Below are 18,569 nucleotides of genomic sequence, written 5' to 3'. Positions count from 1 at the left end.
ATTATATTATATAATATTAAAATATCTCAAGAATAAAATATGACTTCAGTTAAGATATATTAGTATATTGTAAAAGTTCTATCGCAAAATTAAATTAAATAAATTAACAATCATTATAAATATAATTTGAAGTTAGTGTTGCAATATAAAATTGTAATACTAGTTTTATTTATTACAACATTACAGAGTATATATTGTCAAGGGATATATAAAAAAGTTAATTTTTGTATTTCAAAAAAAGATTCAGTATTGAAACTACCAAACGATTGTATTTTATTAAATAGTATAAAACTTACAAAAGAAAATGAATATGAATTATCAAATCCATTAGATTTTGATATTAATTATAAAAATGGGATTATCATTTTCTCAAAATTCTTTAGAGACATAAGAGTATTAGATGATAAAAGAAATGATGACTCATTTTGTCTGACAATAAATTACAATTATGTAAATTTTAATATTGAAAACAGCTACCAAATAATAAAACCAGTTGCTAAAACAATAACAAGGAATAATGATACGAATGGAGCTTTTAATGAAATAAAACTCTCAAATTCTAATAATTATTTTGGTAAAGATTTTAAGAGAAGTGGATCTATAATTAGAGGATTAACTATAGGAACAAATCGAGATCTTACTTTACAAAGTGGCTTAAAAATTCAGTTTAGTGGTAATATCTCTGATAATGTTGATGTATTAGGAGTTCTTAGTGATGAGCAAACTCCAATTCAGCCAGAAGGTACATCACAAACTATAAAAGAGATAGATAATATTTTTATAGAATTTAAATCACCAATAGTAAATGCGGTAATTGGGAAGTTTTCAACTGAACTAAACAATCAAGGTAAGTTAGATAAAAGACTCCAAGGAGTAAAAACATCGTTTAATTATTTGAGCGGTAGTAAATCAACAATAGTTGCAGGAATATCACCTGGTGAAAGGAATTTTCAAATTATTCAAGGAAGAGAAAGTGATCAAGGACCATATAAGTTATTTAATGCTAAAGGTGAAAACAAATTAGTTGTAATAGCAGGATCTGAAAAAATATTTTTAGATGGATTATTGTTAACTAGAGGCGTAAATAATGATTATATAATAGATTATTCCAATGGAGAAGTCTTCTTTCAACCAAAAAAATTAATTACATCAAATAATAGAATAGAGGTAGATTTTGAATATATTAATCAAAATTATTCAAAATCATATTTAGAAATAAATAATACAAACTTACTATTTGACTCGACTTTAAAATTTAATATCAACTATAAACGTGAAGCTGAAGATCAAGACTCACCAATTGATTTAGTTTTAAGTGAAGAAGACAAAAATCTTATTTCAAATTCAATTGGTAATAATTTAGGGGTTAAAAAGTCAGGCGAAAAATATATTGGAAGAAGCGATACTTTAAAAGGAAACTATTATAAAAAAGATACTTTAATAAACAATGAAAGAAAAATTATTTATGTATTTGATATATTAAACAACCAATCAATTTACGATGTAACATTTACAGACTTAGGTTATTGGAATGGTAGTTATAAAAATATTTCATTTGGAAATTTTGAATATGTTGGTTTTGGATTAGGGAATTATGAACCAATAGTTTATTTACCAATTCCAAAATTACTCCAAACTGGAAATATTGGAGTTGAGCTAAACATAAAAAAAGATTTTAATTTATCAGTTAATCTGTTGAGTTCATATTTAAATGAAAATAGATTTAACAATTCTGATTCAAATAAATATAATGGTATTGGGTATAATCTAAATTATAAACAAAGAATAAATAGAATTTTTTCAAGTGAAAGTGAATTATATCTAAATGGGAATTATAGTTTTCAAAATGATAAATACATAAACAACAATAATTTAATTGATGTAAATTCAATTCAAAAATGGGGAGGAGAAATTAATAAAAGAATTAAAATTGGAAATTTAGAAATTGGTGAAACAGAGGTATTATTGAAATTATTTAATGGATTAGATATTAAAAATATCTTAGGATTCTTAAAATTAGGAGAAACTTTTAACTCTTTTAGGCAATATTATGAGCTTAACTATGATAACAAAATGATAAATTTTAATACTAAATACAAATTTGAGAATATAGTATTTGATTCTAATTTTGTAGATACAAAAGGAGTAATGAACAAACACCAAATTTCTTTTTACAAAAACTTTTCAAATTTTAATTTTGGAGCAGAAATAACTAATGAAAACAAAATTATTACAAATTTAAAATCTGATGTTAATAAATTAGGTGGTTATAATATAATTTCAGTAGAACCATTTGTAAAGCTAAACAATAAAAACATAATTTTAGATTTAAGATTAAATGTGAAAAGTGAAGATTCTACTAGGTTGCAAAATAATAAATATGAATTAACAAATGATTCAAAAAACTTAACTTTAGTATTATCAAGTGATTATAATACAACCAATGATTTAAGAACGAAAACACAAATCGGATATAGATATAAAAAATATGATGAATCACTAAAATATATAATAGAAAGAAAAAATATTCAATCAATATTAATAAAATCAGAATCTTTCATTAATTTGTATAATAACATTACAATAAACGGATATTATGAAGCAAATACTGAACAAACTGGAAGGTTAGAAAGGCAGTTTATAAGAGTACCCTTCGGTCAAGGGAGTTATATATGGAATGATTTTAATGAGAATAAAATTCAAGAGGAATCAGAATTTATACCAACAAACAATAATGATGGAGAGTATTTAAGAATTGATTTTAGAACTGAAAAATTATATCCAATTATAGATTTAAAAGCTCAGCTAAGAATTAAAGAAGCATTTAAGAACAACGGTAAAAATGAAACATTTTTTGAAAAAATAATATCTAAATTCTCAGGTGAAACAATAATAAAACTTGAAGAAAAATCTACTGATGAAATAGTTTCAAATATATATTTACTAAAATTGTCAAAATTTCAAAATGATTCAAATACAATTTTAGGTAATTCTTACATTCAGCAAGACCTTAACATTTTGGAGAATGATGATATTTTTTCAAGTAGAATTAGATATTCTATTAGAAAAAATGTAGTTAAATTGATATATAATACTGAAAATAGTTTTAATAAGGAATGGAACTTTAAATTTAATTTTACTGCTACAACAGATATAAAAATTCAAACAATGTTAAGTTTGTATAATTCATATCTAAAATATCAAGATACTACAAATTTTAACAATAATTTAATTAGCAAATCTTTTGAAATTTCAGGATTTAAAATAGAGAATGATTTTACCTATTCTGCAATTAAAAATTTAGAATTAGGATGGAAAATTAAAAGTTCAATTGTGAATGATTTAATTACTGAAAAAAATAGAAAAGTAAATTTAATTGCAAATAATTTGAGGGGAATTTATTCATTAAGTACAAATGGAAGAATTAGATGTGAATTAGAGATTACAAGTTTAGAAAGCAATGTAAATTCAAGTGAATTATTACCATACCAATTAACTGATGGATATTACCAAGGACTAAGTTGGTTAGCTTTGATCAATTTTGATTATAGAATTGGTTCGAATCTACAATTAAATATTAATTATTCAGGTAGATCTATACCACCTACAAATAAAGTTATACATACAGGTCAGGCAGAAATAAGAGCTTTCTTTTAATGAAAATAATAGTTTTATTATCAATTTTATTAATAAATATTTGCTTTGCAATAGGGCAAGTAAATAAACAAGTTGGGTTAATAACTAACTTACCAGGAAATTCTGAAGGTTATGTATTATTTTCTCCAATGAACTTTACATCAACTTATATAATAGATAAATGCGGAAAGTTAGTTAAAGAATGGAAAAGTAAATACAAAACTGTGAATTCTACTCACTTAGATAATCAAGGAAATTTATGGAGAACAGCTCAAATGCTTTCAAAATATTTTAACGCTGGTGGAAAAGGAGGAATAATAGAAAAATTTGATTGGAATAATAAATTGTTATGGACTTTTTTATATAGTGATAGCAACAAATGTTTACATCATGATTTTGTTGTTTTGAAAAATGGAAATATATTGGCATTAACTTGGGAAAAAATAACATTAAAAGAATCAGAAATTAGTGGAAAGAAAAGTAAATTTATAAATGATTCACTTTGGAGTGAAAAAATAATTGAAGTTCAACCAATTGGTGTAGATTCGTTTAAGATAGTTTGGGAATGGAGAGTTTGGGATCATTTGATTCAAGATGGTGATAGTTTAAAAAATAATTATGGGGAAATTAAAGACCATCCAGAAAAAGTAAATATAAATTATTCAAGTACAACGAATGAGGTTAATAAATCAGATTGGATACATTTAAACTCAATTGATTATAATGATAAATTAGACCAAATAATTGTAAGTTCATTAGAGTTTTGTGAAATATGGATTATAGATCATTCAACAAGTACTTTAGAAGCTAAATCTAATAATAAAGGAAAATACAACAAAGGTGGGGATTTACTTTATCGATGGGGAAATTCAAGAACGTATAACAGAGGTAGCAATGAAAACCAAAAATTGTTTGGTCAGCATGATGCTAGATGGATTACTGAAGATGAGAATAATAATGGTAAAATTTCAATTTTCAATAATGGTAATAGAAGAACAGGGGGTGTAAATTATAGTACTGCAGAAATTATTTCGACACCAAATATAAATGGAGAATATACTTTAACAAACAACAATTACAAACCAGATTCTGCTGATTGGATTTACATGGACATTGATCCAATTAAGTTATATTCTTCTAATTTATCAGGTGTTAACGTGCTTTACAATGGAAATGTATTAATTACTGTTGGAAATTCTGGAACTATATTTGAAATAAATCAATTTGGTAAAACACTATGGAAGTATCAAAACCCTGTTGGAAGTATTGGTCCAGTTATGCAAGGGAATCCTGTACCAGGACCGTTATTATTTAAATCAAATTTTTATGCAAAAAATTATGATGGATTTGTTGGAAAACAATTAATAAGCAAAGATCCAATTGAAGTAAACCCAATTACCTATGAATGTGAAACTAGTTTAGTTGAATTTGATTTAGTAAAAAATTTGAATGAGGAAATATTATATCCAAATCCAATAAATAGTAATAATAAATTTATAACTATACTTAATAAAAACACTAGTTATGATAAAGCAATTTTGTATGATGTTACTGGTAAAATAATGATGAATTTTTCTGTAATAGGTAATTCAATTGATTTAAAGAATTTGAGTTTAACACCAGGTAAATATTTTGTAGAATTAAAAGGCTTAAAGAAAAATAAATTACTTGAATTAATCTGCAACTAATCATAATAAGTGAATAAATAAAGGTTGCAATTTCTAATAATTGAACCACTAATTTTAATTTCCAAAACAAATATATTTTCAAAAATTATGTTCAATGTATTATTTGTTAGAAAAATTCAAGGTTAGCCTTACCCATAATAAATTACAAAAAAAAACCGTCAAAACAATTGACGGTTTTTTTTAAATCTTAGAACTATTTTAATTAATCAATTTTTGGATGACTAGCTTTTTTAACTATAACACCAATTCCTTGAAGCATTAATTGTTGTTTTCCATTAGTTGAGTTACTCAATACTGATAGTTGGGCACTTTTAGCTCCAGAACTTGTTGGTAAGAATGAAATCTCTAATGGTATGCTCATTCCTGGATCAAGTATTAATCTGGCTACTTTGCCTAATGTAAATGAAGAAGCATCAATTCCGCTAACTGAAATACCAGAGATATTTAACAAAGTTGTACCAGTATTAGAAACTAAAATTGTTATTCTTTTAACTGTATTTACAGATGGACTACCGAAAACTAAAGGATCACTAACAGATACAATTTTTAAAGTTCTAGTTGCAGCTTCACCTTTAAGAGGATAATTAATTATTGATCCATCAATGGTAGTAATTTCTAGAATTGCACTTCTAAAACCCGGTAAGCTATTTTTTTCAGGAACAAAACCAATTAAAATCCCAATTTTGTCTGATGGTAATAAGTTAACTGGATACTTTGGTTTTGAAATTAAGTAAAATTCATTTGAATTTACTCCTGTTAACTTCATTGAAGCAATGCTAATTTTATTTAAAGAATTATTTATAAACTCTATATTTTGTTGAACAACTACACTTTCAATATCATTAATTATTGCAATTCCAAAATCATATTCTTTTTGATTATAGATACCTGGAAGTCCTTTTCCACTAATCTGAACTCTTGTAACTCCCTTTTCATCATATCCAGGATTAAAAGGTCTAACATCATTTGAACGGATAAACATAATTGCAGATCTAGTACCAACTTGTTTTGGTGTAAACCTAATTAAAAGAGAATCTTTTTTTCCATATTTTATAGAATTTGTACTTGGCATTTTAAGAATTACAAATTCCTTAACATCATCTACGTCTCCATTGTTTAATTCAATTTTACTAATGTTCAAGTCACAAACCGTTGACCCGGTATTATAAATATAAACCCATTGATCTGTATTTTCGTTTAATCTAGTATCATCAAATAAAATTTTATCAAACTTATCACCTTTTAAATTTTTAGATAAAATTGCACCAGTTCCAGATCCAAATAAATCGATTGAAAGTACACCTCTAGTTGTACCACAAGGTGAAGTTCCTAAAGACCCATTTTTTGTTGCTATATAGGGTGCAACACTTGATGGATTGAAATAACCATTAGTACAGAAAATTAATTTCCCATATCTTTTTCCATAGCCCTGCGGATTGAATGATAAATACAATGTAGTAGTATCACCTAACTTAGGCATAGAAAATGGATTTGCAGGAATGTTACTATTAAAAGGGAGCTTAGGATAAGTACGAGTAATCATATAATCCTTAGAAACCATTAAGCCTCCAGTGGATGGATCAATTTTAGTTAGAAAACTAGGAGAACCTTGATTGATAGAGGTGTCGTTTTCAAATAAATTAATTCCATTAATTTGAAAAGGTATTGAGCTGGTATTAGTAACTTTAATTGGAATAACATTTAAAGCATCCCCACATAATATATTACTTTTAAACAACTCAATAGTTTTCTTATCCAAATCATAATCAATTCCATTTATTTTAGCTATAAAAGTTCCACCTGGAGCTGATCCTTTCATTTCAAGCACATATTCATAACATTCACAACCAATTCTTATTCTAAATAAAGCTCTTTGCAAACCATCATAAATTGGAGTAAAAAGAAACTTCAATGTAAGATTACTATAAGCATTGATATTGCTTCCGCCTGTAGGAACAGTTGGCAATCCATTCAACAAAGAGGTGTTACTAATGCTAAACTGATTTGTTGGGTCAATTCCAGTTATTGATGTTGCTGTTGGACAAGACCCACCTAATTCCCAAGTATTAGTTGCAAAATTGAACCAACTTATAGAATAAAGTTTTAATGGAGCACCCCCTTGGTTACTAAATACCATATTAGGAATAAGTACATTTGTGCCTACCAAAACAGCAGGCATTGGTGGGTTTGGAGTTGGTAATATATTTGATGGTATATTCAGTAAAGCAACTGCTTCAGGAGCTAAATTATAATACCTATCATAACAACCTGAAGGATTTGCTCCTGGATAATCAATTGCAGAAACATGAATTTGAGCGGTTCTTACACCACCACATTTAGGTCTGAATTGAATTATCGGTTGTACACAAGTTGTACCACCCTCATATCCACCTACTTCTATAATCATAGAAGTATTAGATTGATTTCCTCCGCCACCTACTCCATTATTTGTATCAGCTAAAGTTGTTGGTAAAGCATGAATACCACTTTCTCCATTTGGTAAGGAAGGATTTGGGTCATATGGAGAACTGTAATTCCAACTTCCTCCATCCCAATAATAAACTGCATTTGCATTATTTGGATAAATAGCAAATTCAGATGAGTTTGTTCCACCAATGATATCAATTTGATAATATTTTATTCCGCATGCAGGATCAGTTACACACAAATCCATAGGAGTAAAATTTGAAGCTGTTCCAGCATTTGTTTTTGGGAGTGGGTAACCATTATCATCTTTAGACAATAGAGGTGGTGTAGCAGGTGAAGCGTTTGACCCCCCCATGTTTGTAAAACCACCTTGTCCAACACCAGTTCTTCCTTTTAAAGAAAGACATGGAGTAAATTGATAGATAGCATTTGCTCTTCCATATCCCCAATCATAACCATAATACAGTTGAGCTGAATAATATTGATTATAAGTTGTTGGCCAATCATAATTTCCATAATAATAATTACTGATTGTTTTTGCTGAGCCATCACCAGCAGTAGAAATTAAGCTTGTATAACCATATGAATTTTCAACACTTTTACCATAAACAAATTCAATTTTATTAGTACCTTCATAAAGTCTAACTTCAAAATTTTGAAGCTGACCACCGTACCATCCATATAAATAATCATAATAATATTGAGTATTCCACTGTACAATAAATACTCTATTTGGTGCTGAACCTAAAGTATTATAAACAACTGATCCACCTATTTCTTCTGGATTAATACAGTCATATTGAGTCCAGATATTCAATTGATCTGCTAATTGACCACTACCATCCCAGTTACATTTTTCAAAATCACCCATGTAAGCAGTATAATAACCATCCCCATATTCATAAGGACTAGTATTATTGCCAAAGGAGAGAACTCCATTTGCATTAACAGAAACTTCTGTGAATTCTCTGCAATCATAATTAAAATTGAATCCTATTGAAAACATTTTAGAAGCTCCGCATACTTTATGTCCAGTTCCAGCATAGTTGGAACAAGGATCCCAATTATAAAATGGTACAGAACCCCATCCATCTGTATTGGATAATTCCCCATAATCTTGGGTAAAAACATAATCAGTAACTAAGTTTGCATTTGATTTGTTTAGTAAAAATATTATTCCTATAATTATAGAGAATAATAATTTCTGTGTGGTTTTCATAAAAAGTAAAGTTTGTGGAATATAAAAATGATATTGTAAGACACTAAAAGTTGTGTAAAGTTACTGATTTACTTAATGCAAAATGAAATATTAACAAAATTTTATTGTCCAGAAATAACATTTACATCAAATATCAAGCTTGCATTTGGTGGAATTACTCCCCCCATTCCAGATTCACCATAAGCTAAATTAGGTGGTACTAATAGTCTGCGTTTTCCACCGATATTCATATTTGTGGTTAAACCTTCATCCCAACCTGCAATAACACTTCCCTTTCCAATAACTACATCAAACGGTGTAAAAGCCATGCCATGTCTATCAAAATTTTGAGATTTAGCAACTGATTCAATTGAAGTATCAAACACTTTTCCATCAGTAAAAAAACCAGCATAATCAATTTTTAAATTCATACCAACAACAACTTTTTTTCCTTTTCCTTTCTCAATATCAATATATCTTAATCCGCTTGCTGTTGTTACAGTATCTCCTTTAACAACAGTCGCTTTATCTTGATTCTTCAAGCTTGAATCATTTGAAGAACCATCTGCAATTGCTTGTGTTGCTGGTTGAGCTTCTGCTTGAGTATTTAAATTTTGTGTTGAATCTGATGCATTTAATTCAGTTTGAGAAGTTTCTTTTTTACAAGCAGTTAAACTTAATATTGCAACGCATATAAGCACTATTATATTAATCTTCATTATTGTTTATATTTAAAATTTTGAATTTAATTTGAATTTCTAAAAATATTATATTATTTAATAAAAAAAACCTTTCAAGGAACTATTCACTTGAAAGGTTTAAAATAAATCAATTTGATTATGCTTTATTTGGAATAATCAATTTCTGTCCAACTTGTATTTTATCTGGATCGCTTAAGTGCTCACTATTAGCATGGAATATTGCCATATATTGAGAAGCATCATCATAAACATCTTTAGCAATTTTTGACAATGAGTCACCAGATTTAACAGTTACGTAACCATAAACATCTGTATTTTCAAAATTGATATTTGCTTCTACTTCATTTTCCCAGTTTTCATGCTTTTTAATAGCATCCCATAAATGATCACGATCAAGTGCATATGCACAAGTACCAGTAACTTTTAATTTACCGTCCACTTCCTGAACGTCACCATTTTTAACTCCTAAAGCTTGACCAAGTTCAAGCACACTTGAATACTTTTCTTGTAACATTGTTTTTAATTTTTTTTAATTAAGGAAATTGTTTTCTAATCAATTAATTATTTATAAAAATAATTAATTCAAAGTTATGTAAAATTAAGAATTAATATATTAATTGCTTAGGTTATATTATTAACAATATTACTATTTATTGCATTAGTTAATACTTAAAAATACACAATGGATTAATAGCTCAATGACTAATTAAACTTTGATTTAGTTTAATAGTATATAAAAAAAATAAATCTACAAATTAGAATTAATTTTTAATAAAGTAACTACTTTGTCCTACCATCAATTATTTTATCATACTCAGAATCAAAAGGCTCCCAAAGTTCAATTTTATTACCTTCAACATCCAATACATGAACAAATTTTCCATAATCGAATGATTCAATTTTATCTAAAATTGTAACTCCAGAAGAAGATAATTTTGCTACTAATTCAATTAAATTATCAACTCTATAATTTATCATAAAATCTTTGGTTGAAGGATCGAAATATTTAGAATTTTCAGAAAAAGTGCTCCATTGAGTAAAACCTTTTTTGTCAGGATTAGAACTCTGTATCCATTCAAAAGTAGTTCCATACTTATCTGTATCTAAACCTAAAAAAGTTTTATACCAATCTTTCACCTTTTCAGGATTCTTACATTTAAAAAATATACCTCCAATTCCAGTTACTTTTTTTGATATAGAATCAAAAGCAACTTGTTTTGTATCGAATTTAGATAAACTTGCGAATACAATATCCCAAGCATTATCAAAATAATTAAAAACTGGGTTAAAACTATCATCTAAAGGCCAACCTAAATGAGTTAAAATCAATTCTGATTGGTTCGATGAAATAGCTTTAAATTCTATACAAACCCAAGTTTTGTAATCTAAACTTCTAATTGCCTCAAATTCTGGTGGAGCATTCCAAGAAAAAGATAAATATTTTTCAGGTAAATATGACAATATCTTACAACCTTCAGATCCTTTTTTACCAATAGGATTATTTAAAATAAAATAAATTTCAAATTCCCCATTAGGATATAAGGATATTTTATTATCAGATCCTAAAAATGTTTTTAATCCTTCGTGTGTTGTCCAACGCCACCAAAGTTTTACTAATGACTGGTTAAAAACCTTAGTTTTTACTATTTTTTTATTTGAAAGCTCCATATTTGTTTGGCAATACACTTTTATATTATTAAAAATAATATAGTTAAAATAATAATTTCATTTTAAGGAATGAAAAAAGACACCTAAAGATTTTATTGGGTGCCTTTTACAAGTGAAAATGTAAATTATAAAAAATTATTTATTACTAACATTCATTGCTGCTTCAGATTGTTGTTTTATACTATTTGCTTGATAAATTAAGACTTCACCTACAAAAGGATGAGGAACACTTAGCATTGTATAAGATAATCTCAACATAGATTTTTTCTGTTTTTTGCCAATTTGCTCTAATTTTAGTGTATAAAATGATGGAAACATACCAGAAATTGATTGATCAGCAATATCAATATCACTAACAATCATTTCTGAATTTTCCATATTTGTAATTACTTCACCTAATCTATCCAAAATTCCTCCATTTATATTTCTGTGAACAATAAATCTTGTTCCTTCTTGAGAATCCAAAGAATTAACTTCAGAAACACCAATTACAGCCGGCTGATGTGAGTAAAATTTATCTATCGTTCCAGCAGCAATCCTCCAAATTAATTCAATTGGAGCATCAATTTCAATATTAACGCTTATCTGCTTTTCTGGTCTTTCTAAAAAACTTAATAATACTGAATGAGTTTCTGCTAAGTAATCACTTGTTATTTCAACTTGACCATTATAAATAGTGTTAATTTTAGAAACTATCTCAGGGTATTTAAATTTATATATCATTTTATAATTTATAATAATTCAAAAATAAGTAATCAATTTATAATATATATTCTATTTCTTAACGACACATTAAATTAAATTTTGTTTCAAAAGTATTACATTTTTTATAACATTTAATTTTTAGATATTTAATTTATAAATATGAATATAAAAATTTAATACAAATTTTAAAAGAAATCCCATATTAAACTAGTTATACACACACTTATTAACAAACCATTTGTAATTGGTGGAAATCGACTGAATTTACAGTTAATTAACTAAAATTCTTTATTCTAAATTCAGATAAAAAATTACTTTGTGGATATATAATCAATTATCCACATACTTACAAACAATTAAATTAAGAGTAAATACTTTAATTTTTTAATAAAAATTATCAATTTAAATAAATTAAATAAAGTTCTCCACAAATCCACAGAGCATTATAATTACTATAAAAAAATATTGTTTAGATTATAAAAAAGAAATATATAAATAATGACATACAGGTATGTGACATTATTTCTAATTTTAACAAATTTATTTATATGGCATAGATTTTGTTAATCAAATTAAAATTAACAAATCTAATTATGAATAATTTCGAAAAACAAGATTGGGTAAATGAATTTGATAAATTCACTCAAAAATTAAAAAATAAATTCGATAATTTCGACATCAATATTATAAAAGATGGAGAAAGTATATTTAACACTAATCAAACTAATAAAAATGAAAATGTAAATATAAATTCATTTCCAAATACTACAGTTTTTTCAGATGCAAATAGTTTTATAATTAATGCTGATGTACCTGGAATGAATAAAGAAAATATAAAATTATCTTTGCAAGGAGAAAACTCAATTGAGATATCTGGAAATAGGATAAATAATTTTGCTAACGTTATGGAAATTAAATCCAATGAAATTAAATTTGGTGAATTTAAAAAATTAGTAACGTTACCAATTTTTAATGAAGAAATAGATTTATCAAACATTTCAGCAAAATATGAAAGTGGAGTTTTAGAAATATTAATTCCTAAAAAAATAAAAAAAGTAAGTACAATCAATATTAATTAAAAAAATATATATTATAAAAAATGAGTAAAATTATTGGAATTGATTTAGGAACAACAAATTCTTGTGTTGCCGTTATGGAAGGTACAAGTCCAGTTGTTATTCCTAATAGTGAAGGTGAAAGAACAACTCCATCAGTTGTTGGTTTTACAAAAAATGGTGACCGTTTAATTGGTCAGGCAGCAAAGCGTCAAGCAGTTCAAAATCCTATAAATACAATCTTTTCAATTAAAAGATTTATGGGAAGAACTGTAAGTGAAGTCAAAGAAGAAGAGAAAATGATACCTTACAAAATTGTTTCTGGATCAGGAAATTCTGTAAGAGTTGAAATTGATGGTAGAGATTATTCTCCACCAGAAATTTCTGCAATGGTTTTACAAAAAATGAAACAGACTGCTGAAGATTATTTAGGACAAAAAGTTACTGAAGCAGTAATTACTGTTCCAGCTTATTTTAATGATGCTCAACGTCAAGCAACAAAAGACGCAGGTGAAATAGCAGGATTAACTGTAAAGAGAATTATTAACGAACCAACTGCTGCTGCTTTGGCTTATGGGATGGATAAAGGAACTGAAAATAAAAAAATTATAGTATATGATTTAGGTGGTGGTACTTTTGATGTATCTATCTTAGATCTTGGAGATGGTGTATTTGAAGTAAAATCAACAAACGGCGACACGCATTTAGGTGGTGATAATTTTGATAAAGTTCTGTTAGACTATTTAGCAGATGAATTTAAAAAAACTGATAGTGTTGATTTAAGATCTGACCCAATGGCTTTACAAAGGCTAAGAGATGCTGCTGAAACTGCTAAGAAAGAGCTTTCTCAAATGATGCAAACAAATGTAAACTTACCATTTATTACAATGGCTGATGGTAACCCAAAGCATTTAAGTATAAATATTACGAGAACAGCATTTGAAAGTATGTGTGAAGGATTGTTTAAAAAAACTTTAGAACCTTGTCGCCAAGCATTAAATGATGCAGGAATGACACCTGCTCAAATAGATGATGTAATATTAGTTGGTGGATCTACAAGAATTCCTAAGATTCAACAATTAGTAAGAGAATTTTTTGGAAAAGAACCTAATAAAGGTGTAAATCCAGATGAAGTTGTTGCAATAGGTGCAGCTATACAAGGAGGAGTATTAATGGGTGATGTTAGGGATGTTTTATTGTTAGATGTTACCCCATTGTCATTGGGAATTGAAACTTTAGGTGGTGTAATGACCCCAATGATTCCTTCAAATACAACAATACCTACAAAGAAATCAGAAGTATTTTCAACTGCAGCCGATAGTCAGCCATCAGTAGAAATTCATATTCTTCAGGGAGAAAGGCCAATGGCAAATGATAATAAATCTTTGGGTCGTTTTCATCTAGAAGGTATTCCACAAGCACCAAGAGGTACTCCACAAATTGAAGTAACTTTCGATATAGATGCGAATGGAATATTGAATGTTTCAGCAAAAGACAAAGCAACTAACAAAGAACAATCTATAAGAATAACATCTTCAAGTGGTTTAGCTAAAGATGAAATTGAGAAAATGAAGAGGGATGCTCAGGATAATGCAGCTGCTGATAGAAAGCGTAAAGAAGAAGTTGAAATTAGAAATCAAGCTGATCAAGCTATATTTTCTACAAAGAAACAGTTAATAGAATTAGAAGCAAGTTTACCAGCTGAAGGTAAGGCATTAATTGAAGCATCTGTTGAAAAACTTGAAGAAGCTGTAAGAAATGGTGGCATTGATGCAATTACTCAGGCTAAAGATGAGTTAGACCGTAATTGGAATGAAGTTTCACAACAGATGTATGCAAAAGGAAATGAAAATCAAAGCTCAAATACCAAAAGTGGAGAATCTAAAACTGAAGATGCAGATTACACTATTGTTGATGAAGAAAGTAAATAAATTTTTAATTATTTAAATCTAAACGCCATAAAATTTAAATTATGGCGTTTTTTTTATTTAGTAAAACATTGATTTTTGATTAAAAACAAGTATTATATTTAAATTTAAATATTTTTCAAAATTATTTTTTAAATCTTGTAACTTTTCTGAAACTTTAGTGTTTAGCCGTTTTGCCTAAGGTATAATCAAATTTTTTATTCTTAGATTTTTAAATCGCTTTTCTTTTAGTGTTTTTAATATTTAACTTTTTTAATTTCAATCAAATGAAAAAAATCTTTTCTTTATTAGTTGTTTTAATTGCATTGCTCTCAATGAGTAATGTCGCTTTAAAGGCACAACTATACAACAATTATTCTAAAATTCCTGGTAAAGGAACTCCATTGGATGTGAGTGGAGGTACTGAAATTTTCCCTTCAGGAACTGGTTATTATGATCGCCAAGGAACTTGGCCAACTGTTCCTATACCTTTTAATTTTAGTTTAGATTGTAGAACTTATACAAGAGTTGGTGTTGCTCAAGGTGGTTACATGGAGTTATTAAATAGTGCAACATATTATAATTATGCTTATGGTTATTATGCTGCTTACAATTATAATGGTGGTGCAACAATAACTTCCATAACTGATTATATGTTTGTTCAAGACGGTGGTGTTGTCTATAAAACTATTGGTTCAGCTCCAAATAGAATATTTATAGTAGAATGGAATATTATGCCATACGATCAGTCTCCAAATGGAAATAGATTAGGAGGTACAGCATCTAAAACACAAATTAGACTATATGAAACTTCAAATAAAATAGAAATTTTTGCAAATACTGGTGGTTATCAATCACCTTATAATGGATATAATGATTATTTTGCAAATGTGATTAATCCTTCTGGAATATCTCCAAATACAATTGGATGTACAACTCCACTACCGAATTTTACTTTTACAACTAATTATGTATCATGGCCAGCAGGATCAGCTGGTAGTTATCCACCAGATGGAACTTTGATTACCTATGCACCACCATTACCTGTTGTTATTGGTAATATACCAACAGCACCAAGTACAACACCTACAACTGTAGATGAATTAATGTCAAGTACACCTGCAGCTGGAACAGTATTATATAATACAACATTATATTCAGGAACTACGGGTGCAACACCTTCTCCAATTACTTTAGGAAACGGTGGTTTAAGTGCAAGAACTTATACATTTAGTATTACTCGAGATGCATCAATAGCAAATGGTGAATATCAATTCGTACCAGGATGTTTCACAACTTCAGGAACCGTTTTAGGAGTTTCAGTATCAAGTGTGTATAATCCAACTTTTGGTACATTTGAAACTAACAACACTTTAACTGCAACTGTATATCCAGGTGGATCTATAACTCCATGTATAAGTTTTACACCTACTTGTGGTGGAACACGCAAAGCAATTTTTAATGCAAGTGATGGATGTTCACAAGGTTCATATTTATTGAGAGCAGTAGGTGCTGATAGAGTTACTATTTCAGATCCAGGTATTGATTTAGGAAGAGCTGTAGGACCTTTAGGTTGTGGAGCAGCTTTAATGGATGGAAGAGTAAACCCAGGTTATCAAGTTAATTTTGGATCATTTGGAACTTTTGCTCCTGTTAGATTCTTTAATTCAGCTTCATCTCCTTTAGTAATTAATTCAGCTGAAATTATGGGAGCAGGAAGAAGCCAATATCAATTCAGCACTTCAGGAACTGCTTCTGGTCCTTGGGTAACAACTCCAGCTGCAAGTGTAACAATTCCAGCGGGAGGAACATTTGTTTGGTATATTAAATTTACACCAGACAAACATGGTTGCCGTCCAGCTTCATTACAATTGAAATATGATTGTATTACATGTGAATTCAATTTATATGGTGTGGGAGCAGGAAAAGCTGCAACATTTAGTGTTGACGGTGTTGATATCAATGATGGCAGATTTGCAGGTTATGCAACAACTCCAGAACAGTGTTCACAAGAGATGGTTACAATACCAATTAATTTATCAAATTATGGAACTCAAAACGTTAATATAACAGACTTAAAAGTATATGCATTAGAAACAGGAATATCTCAAGGTAGTCCTCAATATGCATTATCTTCTCCTTTAAAAAGTGTTTCTGATTATTTCGTAACAACTAACACTCCAATAAGCCCAACAACTTCACCATTGAATTTGTTAGTACCAGGACCAACAGGAGTTTATGCAGCATTACCAAATATCCAAGCGTGTAAGAGTGACAAGATTTTATATTTAACTTTCTCTCCAACATTAGCAGGAAAGCGTTATGCAAGAATATTCTTACAAACAGACGCAACTAACTTTAGTGGTAAAGATGCAAATGGAGTGGTTGTTCCAGGAATGTTAAATTTAGATTTATATGGCAAAGGTACTGGAGCATTTATGTCAGATATAGCAGGCAAACGCCCAGGCGATGTAATGTATCCTGATACTAAAGTTGGAATGGAGAGCAAAAAAACAATTACATTCTACAATTCAGGAAAGAAATGTGATTTACAAATAACAAAAATTTGGATGACATCAGGTGATGTAGATGATGTTAAAGAATTTAATATGTTAACAGACATAAGCAAACCATTTACAGTAAAAGCAGGAGGAAGCATCACATTAGATGTATCATTCATGCCACAATCAATTGGAACAAGATATGCGATAGTAAATTTCAGAACTAACGATGCAACAGATGTAAACACAGCATTAGATGAGAAAGGAGTTGTAAGAGTAAGATTGATTGGAAAAGGATTAGGAACATTGATCCAAGCAGATGATACAGATTTTGGAACATTAGTAGAGAATGATGAGCAAGAAAAATCAAGAAAGATAGAGGTAAATTATCATAACCCAGAATTGAAACCATCAACAATAGTAGATGTAACAATAACAGGAGCAAATGCAAGTGATTTTGGATTCACAAAAGTAAGTTTACCAAAACAGATTTTACCAGGAGATGATATGAAAGTATTGGTAGAGTTTGCACCAAAGAGTGGAGTAGGAATGAAAGTTGCAGAGTTAAACATAATCATGAGTAATGGCAACACATATGTATATCCATTAAATGGAGAAGTAGGTACAAGAGTAATAAGTGTTAAAGGAGAAAGTAATCCATTAGCATTTGGCAACTTAGGGGTAAAACAAGTATCACGCAGAACAGTAATGTTAATGAACACAGGAAGTGTAGCATTAACATTAACATCAATGAAAGTAAGTGGAGCAGATGCGTCATCATTCACATTAGGAAAAGTAGCAAGATTAGTATTAGATCCTGGAATGAGTATCCCATTAGAAATAAGTATGATGGGAACAACAACAGGAGCAAAGAGTGCTAAATTTGAAGTAATGAGCGATGGAACAAACGGCACACAAGAAATAATGTTACAAGGTTTAGTATCAAATACAATTAAGAGTGATAATAGCGGTAAAGTTATTAAGTAAATTGTATTAAACAATTGTAATTAAAATTTACCTCCTATTTGTAAATGACAAATAGGAGGTTTTTTTAACTTAACTTATTTTATTAACTATAAATTA

General features: G+C 28.5%; 10 protein-coding genes. 5 read left to right on the top strand and 5 right to left on the bottom strand.

The window, feature by feature from the left end; all coding sequences use genetic code 11:
• The first annotated feature begins 249 nt into the window (after positions 1–249).
• On the top strand, positions 250–3,657 hold the full coding sequence (locus tag IPP08_12510) for a hypothetical protein (GenBank protein QQS66560.1): 3,408 nt from the start codon (positions 250–252) through the stop codon (positions 3,655–3,657).
• On the top strand, positions 3,657–5,324 hold the full coding sequence (locus IPP08_12505; protein QQS66559.1) for an aryl-sulfate sulfotransferase: 1,668 nt from the start codon (positions 3,657–3,659) through the stop codon (positions 5,322–5,324). The genes IPP08_12510 and IPP08_12505 overlap by 1 nt, the downstream gene beginning before the upstream one ends.
• Positions 5,325–5,526: 202 nt before the next feature.
• On the opposite strand, the gene IPP08_12500 is transcribed toward IPP08_12505, so the two are convergent.
• From IPP08_12500 to IPP08_12480, 5 genes are all read right to left on the bottom strand, one after another.
• Positions 5,527–8,970, bottom strand: a complete 3,444-nt coding sequence (locus tag IPP08_12500) for a choice-of-anchor D domain-containing protein (GenBank protein QQS66558.1) — start codon at positions 8,968–8,970, stop codon at positions 5,527–5,529.
• A gap of 101 nt (positions 8,971–9,071) precedes the next feature.
• Positions 9,072–9,668, bottom strand: coding sequence for an FKBP-type peptidyl-prolyl cis-trans isomerase (locus tag IPP08_12495; GenBank protein ID QQS66557.1), 597 nt, complete (start codon positions 9,666–9,668; stop codon positions 9,072–9,074).
• 118 nt (positions 9,669–9,786) lie between these two features.
• Positions 9,787–10,164: a LysM peptidoglycan-binding domain-containing protein gene (locus IPP08_12490; GenBank protein QQS66556.1), complete on the bottom strand. Its 378-nt coding sequence runs from the start codon at positions 10,162–10,164 to the stop codon at positions 9,787–9,789.
• Positions 10,165–10,430: 266 nt separating this feature from the next.
• The gene (locus IPP08_12485; protein ID QQS67894.1) at positions 10,431–10,847 is read right to left on the bottom strand and encodes a VOC family protein; all 417 of its coding nucleotides are present in this window, start codon (positions 10,845–10,847) and stop codon (positions 10,431–10,433) included.
• 606 nt (positions 10,848–11,453) lie between these two features.
• Positions 11,454–12,041: a hypothetical protein gene (locus IPP08_12480; protein QQS66555.1), complete on the bottom strand. Its 588-nt coding sequence runs from the start codon at positions 12,039–12,041 to the stop codon at positions 11,454–11,456.
• A 575-nt stretch (positions 12,042–12,616) separates the two neighbouring features.
• Here IPP08_12480 and IPP08_12475 point away from each other — a divergent pair.
• The 3 genes from IPP08_12475 (at position 12,617) to IPP08_12465 (ending at position 18,473) form a co-directional block, all read left to right on the top strand.
• Positions 12,617–13,102 carry an Hsp20/alpha crystallin family protein gene (locus IPP08_12475; protein ID QQS66554.1) on the top strand — a complete coding sequence of 162 codons (486 nt, stop codon included), beginning with the start codon at positions 12,617–12,619 and terminating at the stop codon, positions 13,100–13,102.
• A gap of 20 nt (positions 13,103–13,122) precedes the next feature.
• Positions 13,123–15,009: a molecular chaperone DnaK gene (gene dnaK / locus IPP08_12470; GenBank protein QQS66553.1), complete on the top strand. Its 1,887-nt coding sequence runs from the start codon at positions 13,123–13,125 to the stop codon at positions 15,007–15,009.
• 263 nt (positions 15,010–15,272) lie between these two features.
• Positions 15,273–18,473 carry a choice-of-anchor D domain-containing protein gene (locus tag IPP08_12465; GenBank protein QQS66552.1) on the top strand — a complete coding sequence of 1,067 codons (3,201 nt, stop codon included), beginning with the start codon at positions 15,273–15,275 and terminating at the stop codon, positions 18,471–18,473.
• The last annotated feature ends 96 nt before the right edge of the window (positions 18,474–18,569 follow it).

The organism is Chlorobiota bacterium, assembly GCA_016700335.1.
GTDB lineage: Bacteria > Bacteroidota > Ignavibacteria > OLB7 > OLB7.
The sequence above is the reverse complement of the archived record's forward strand: the minus strand, read 5'-3'. Positions and strand labels throughout refer to the sequence as shown.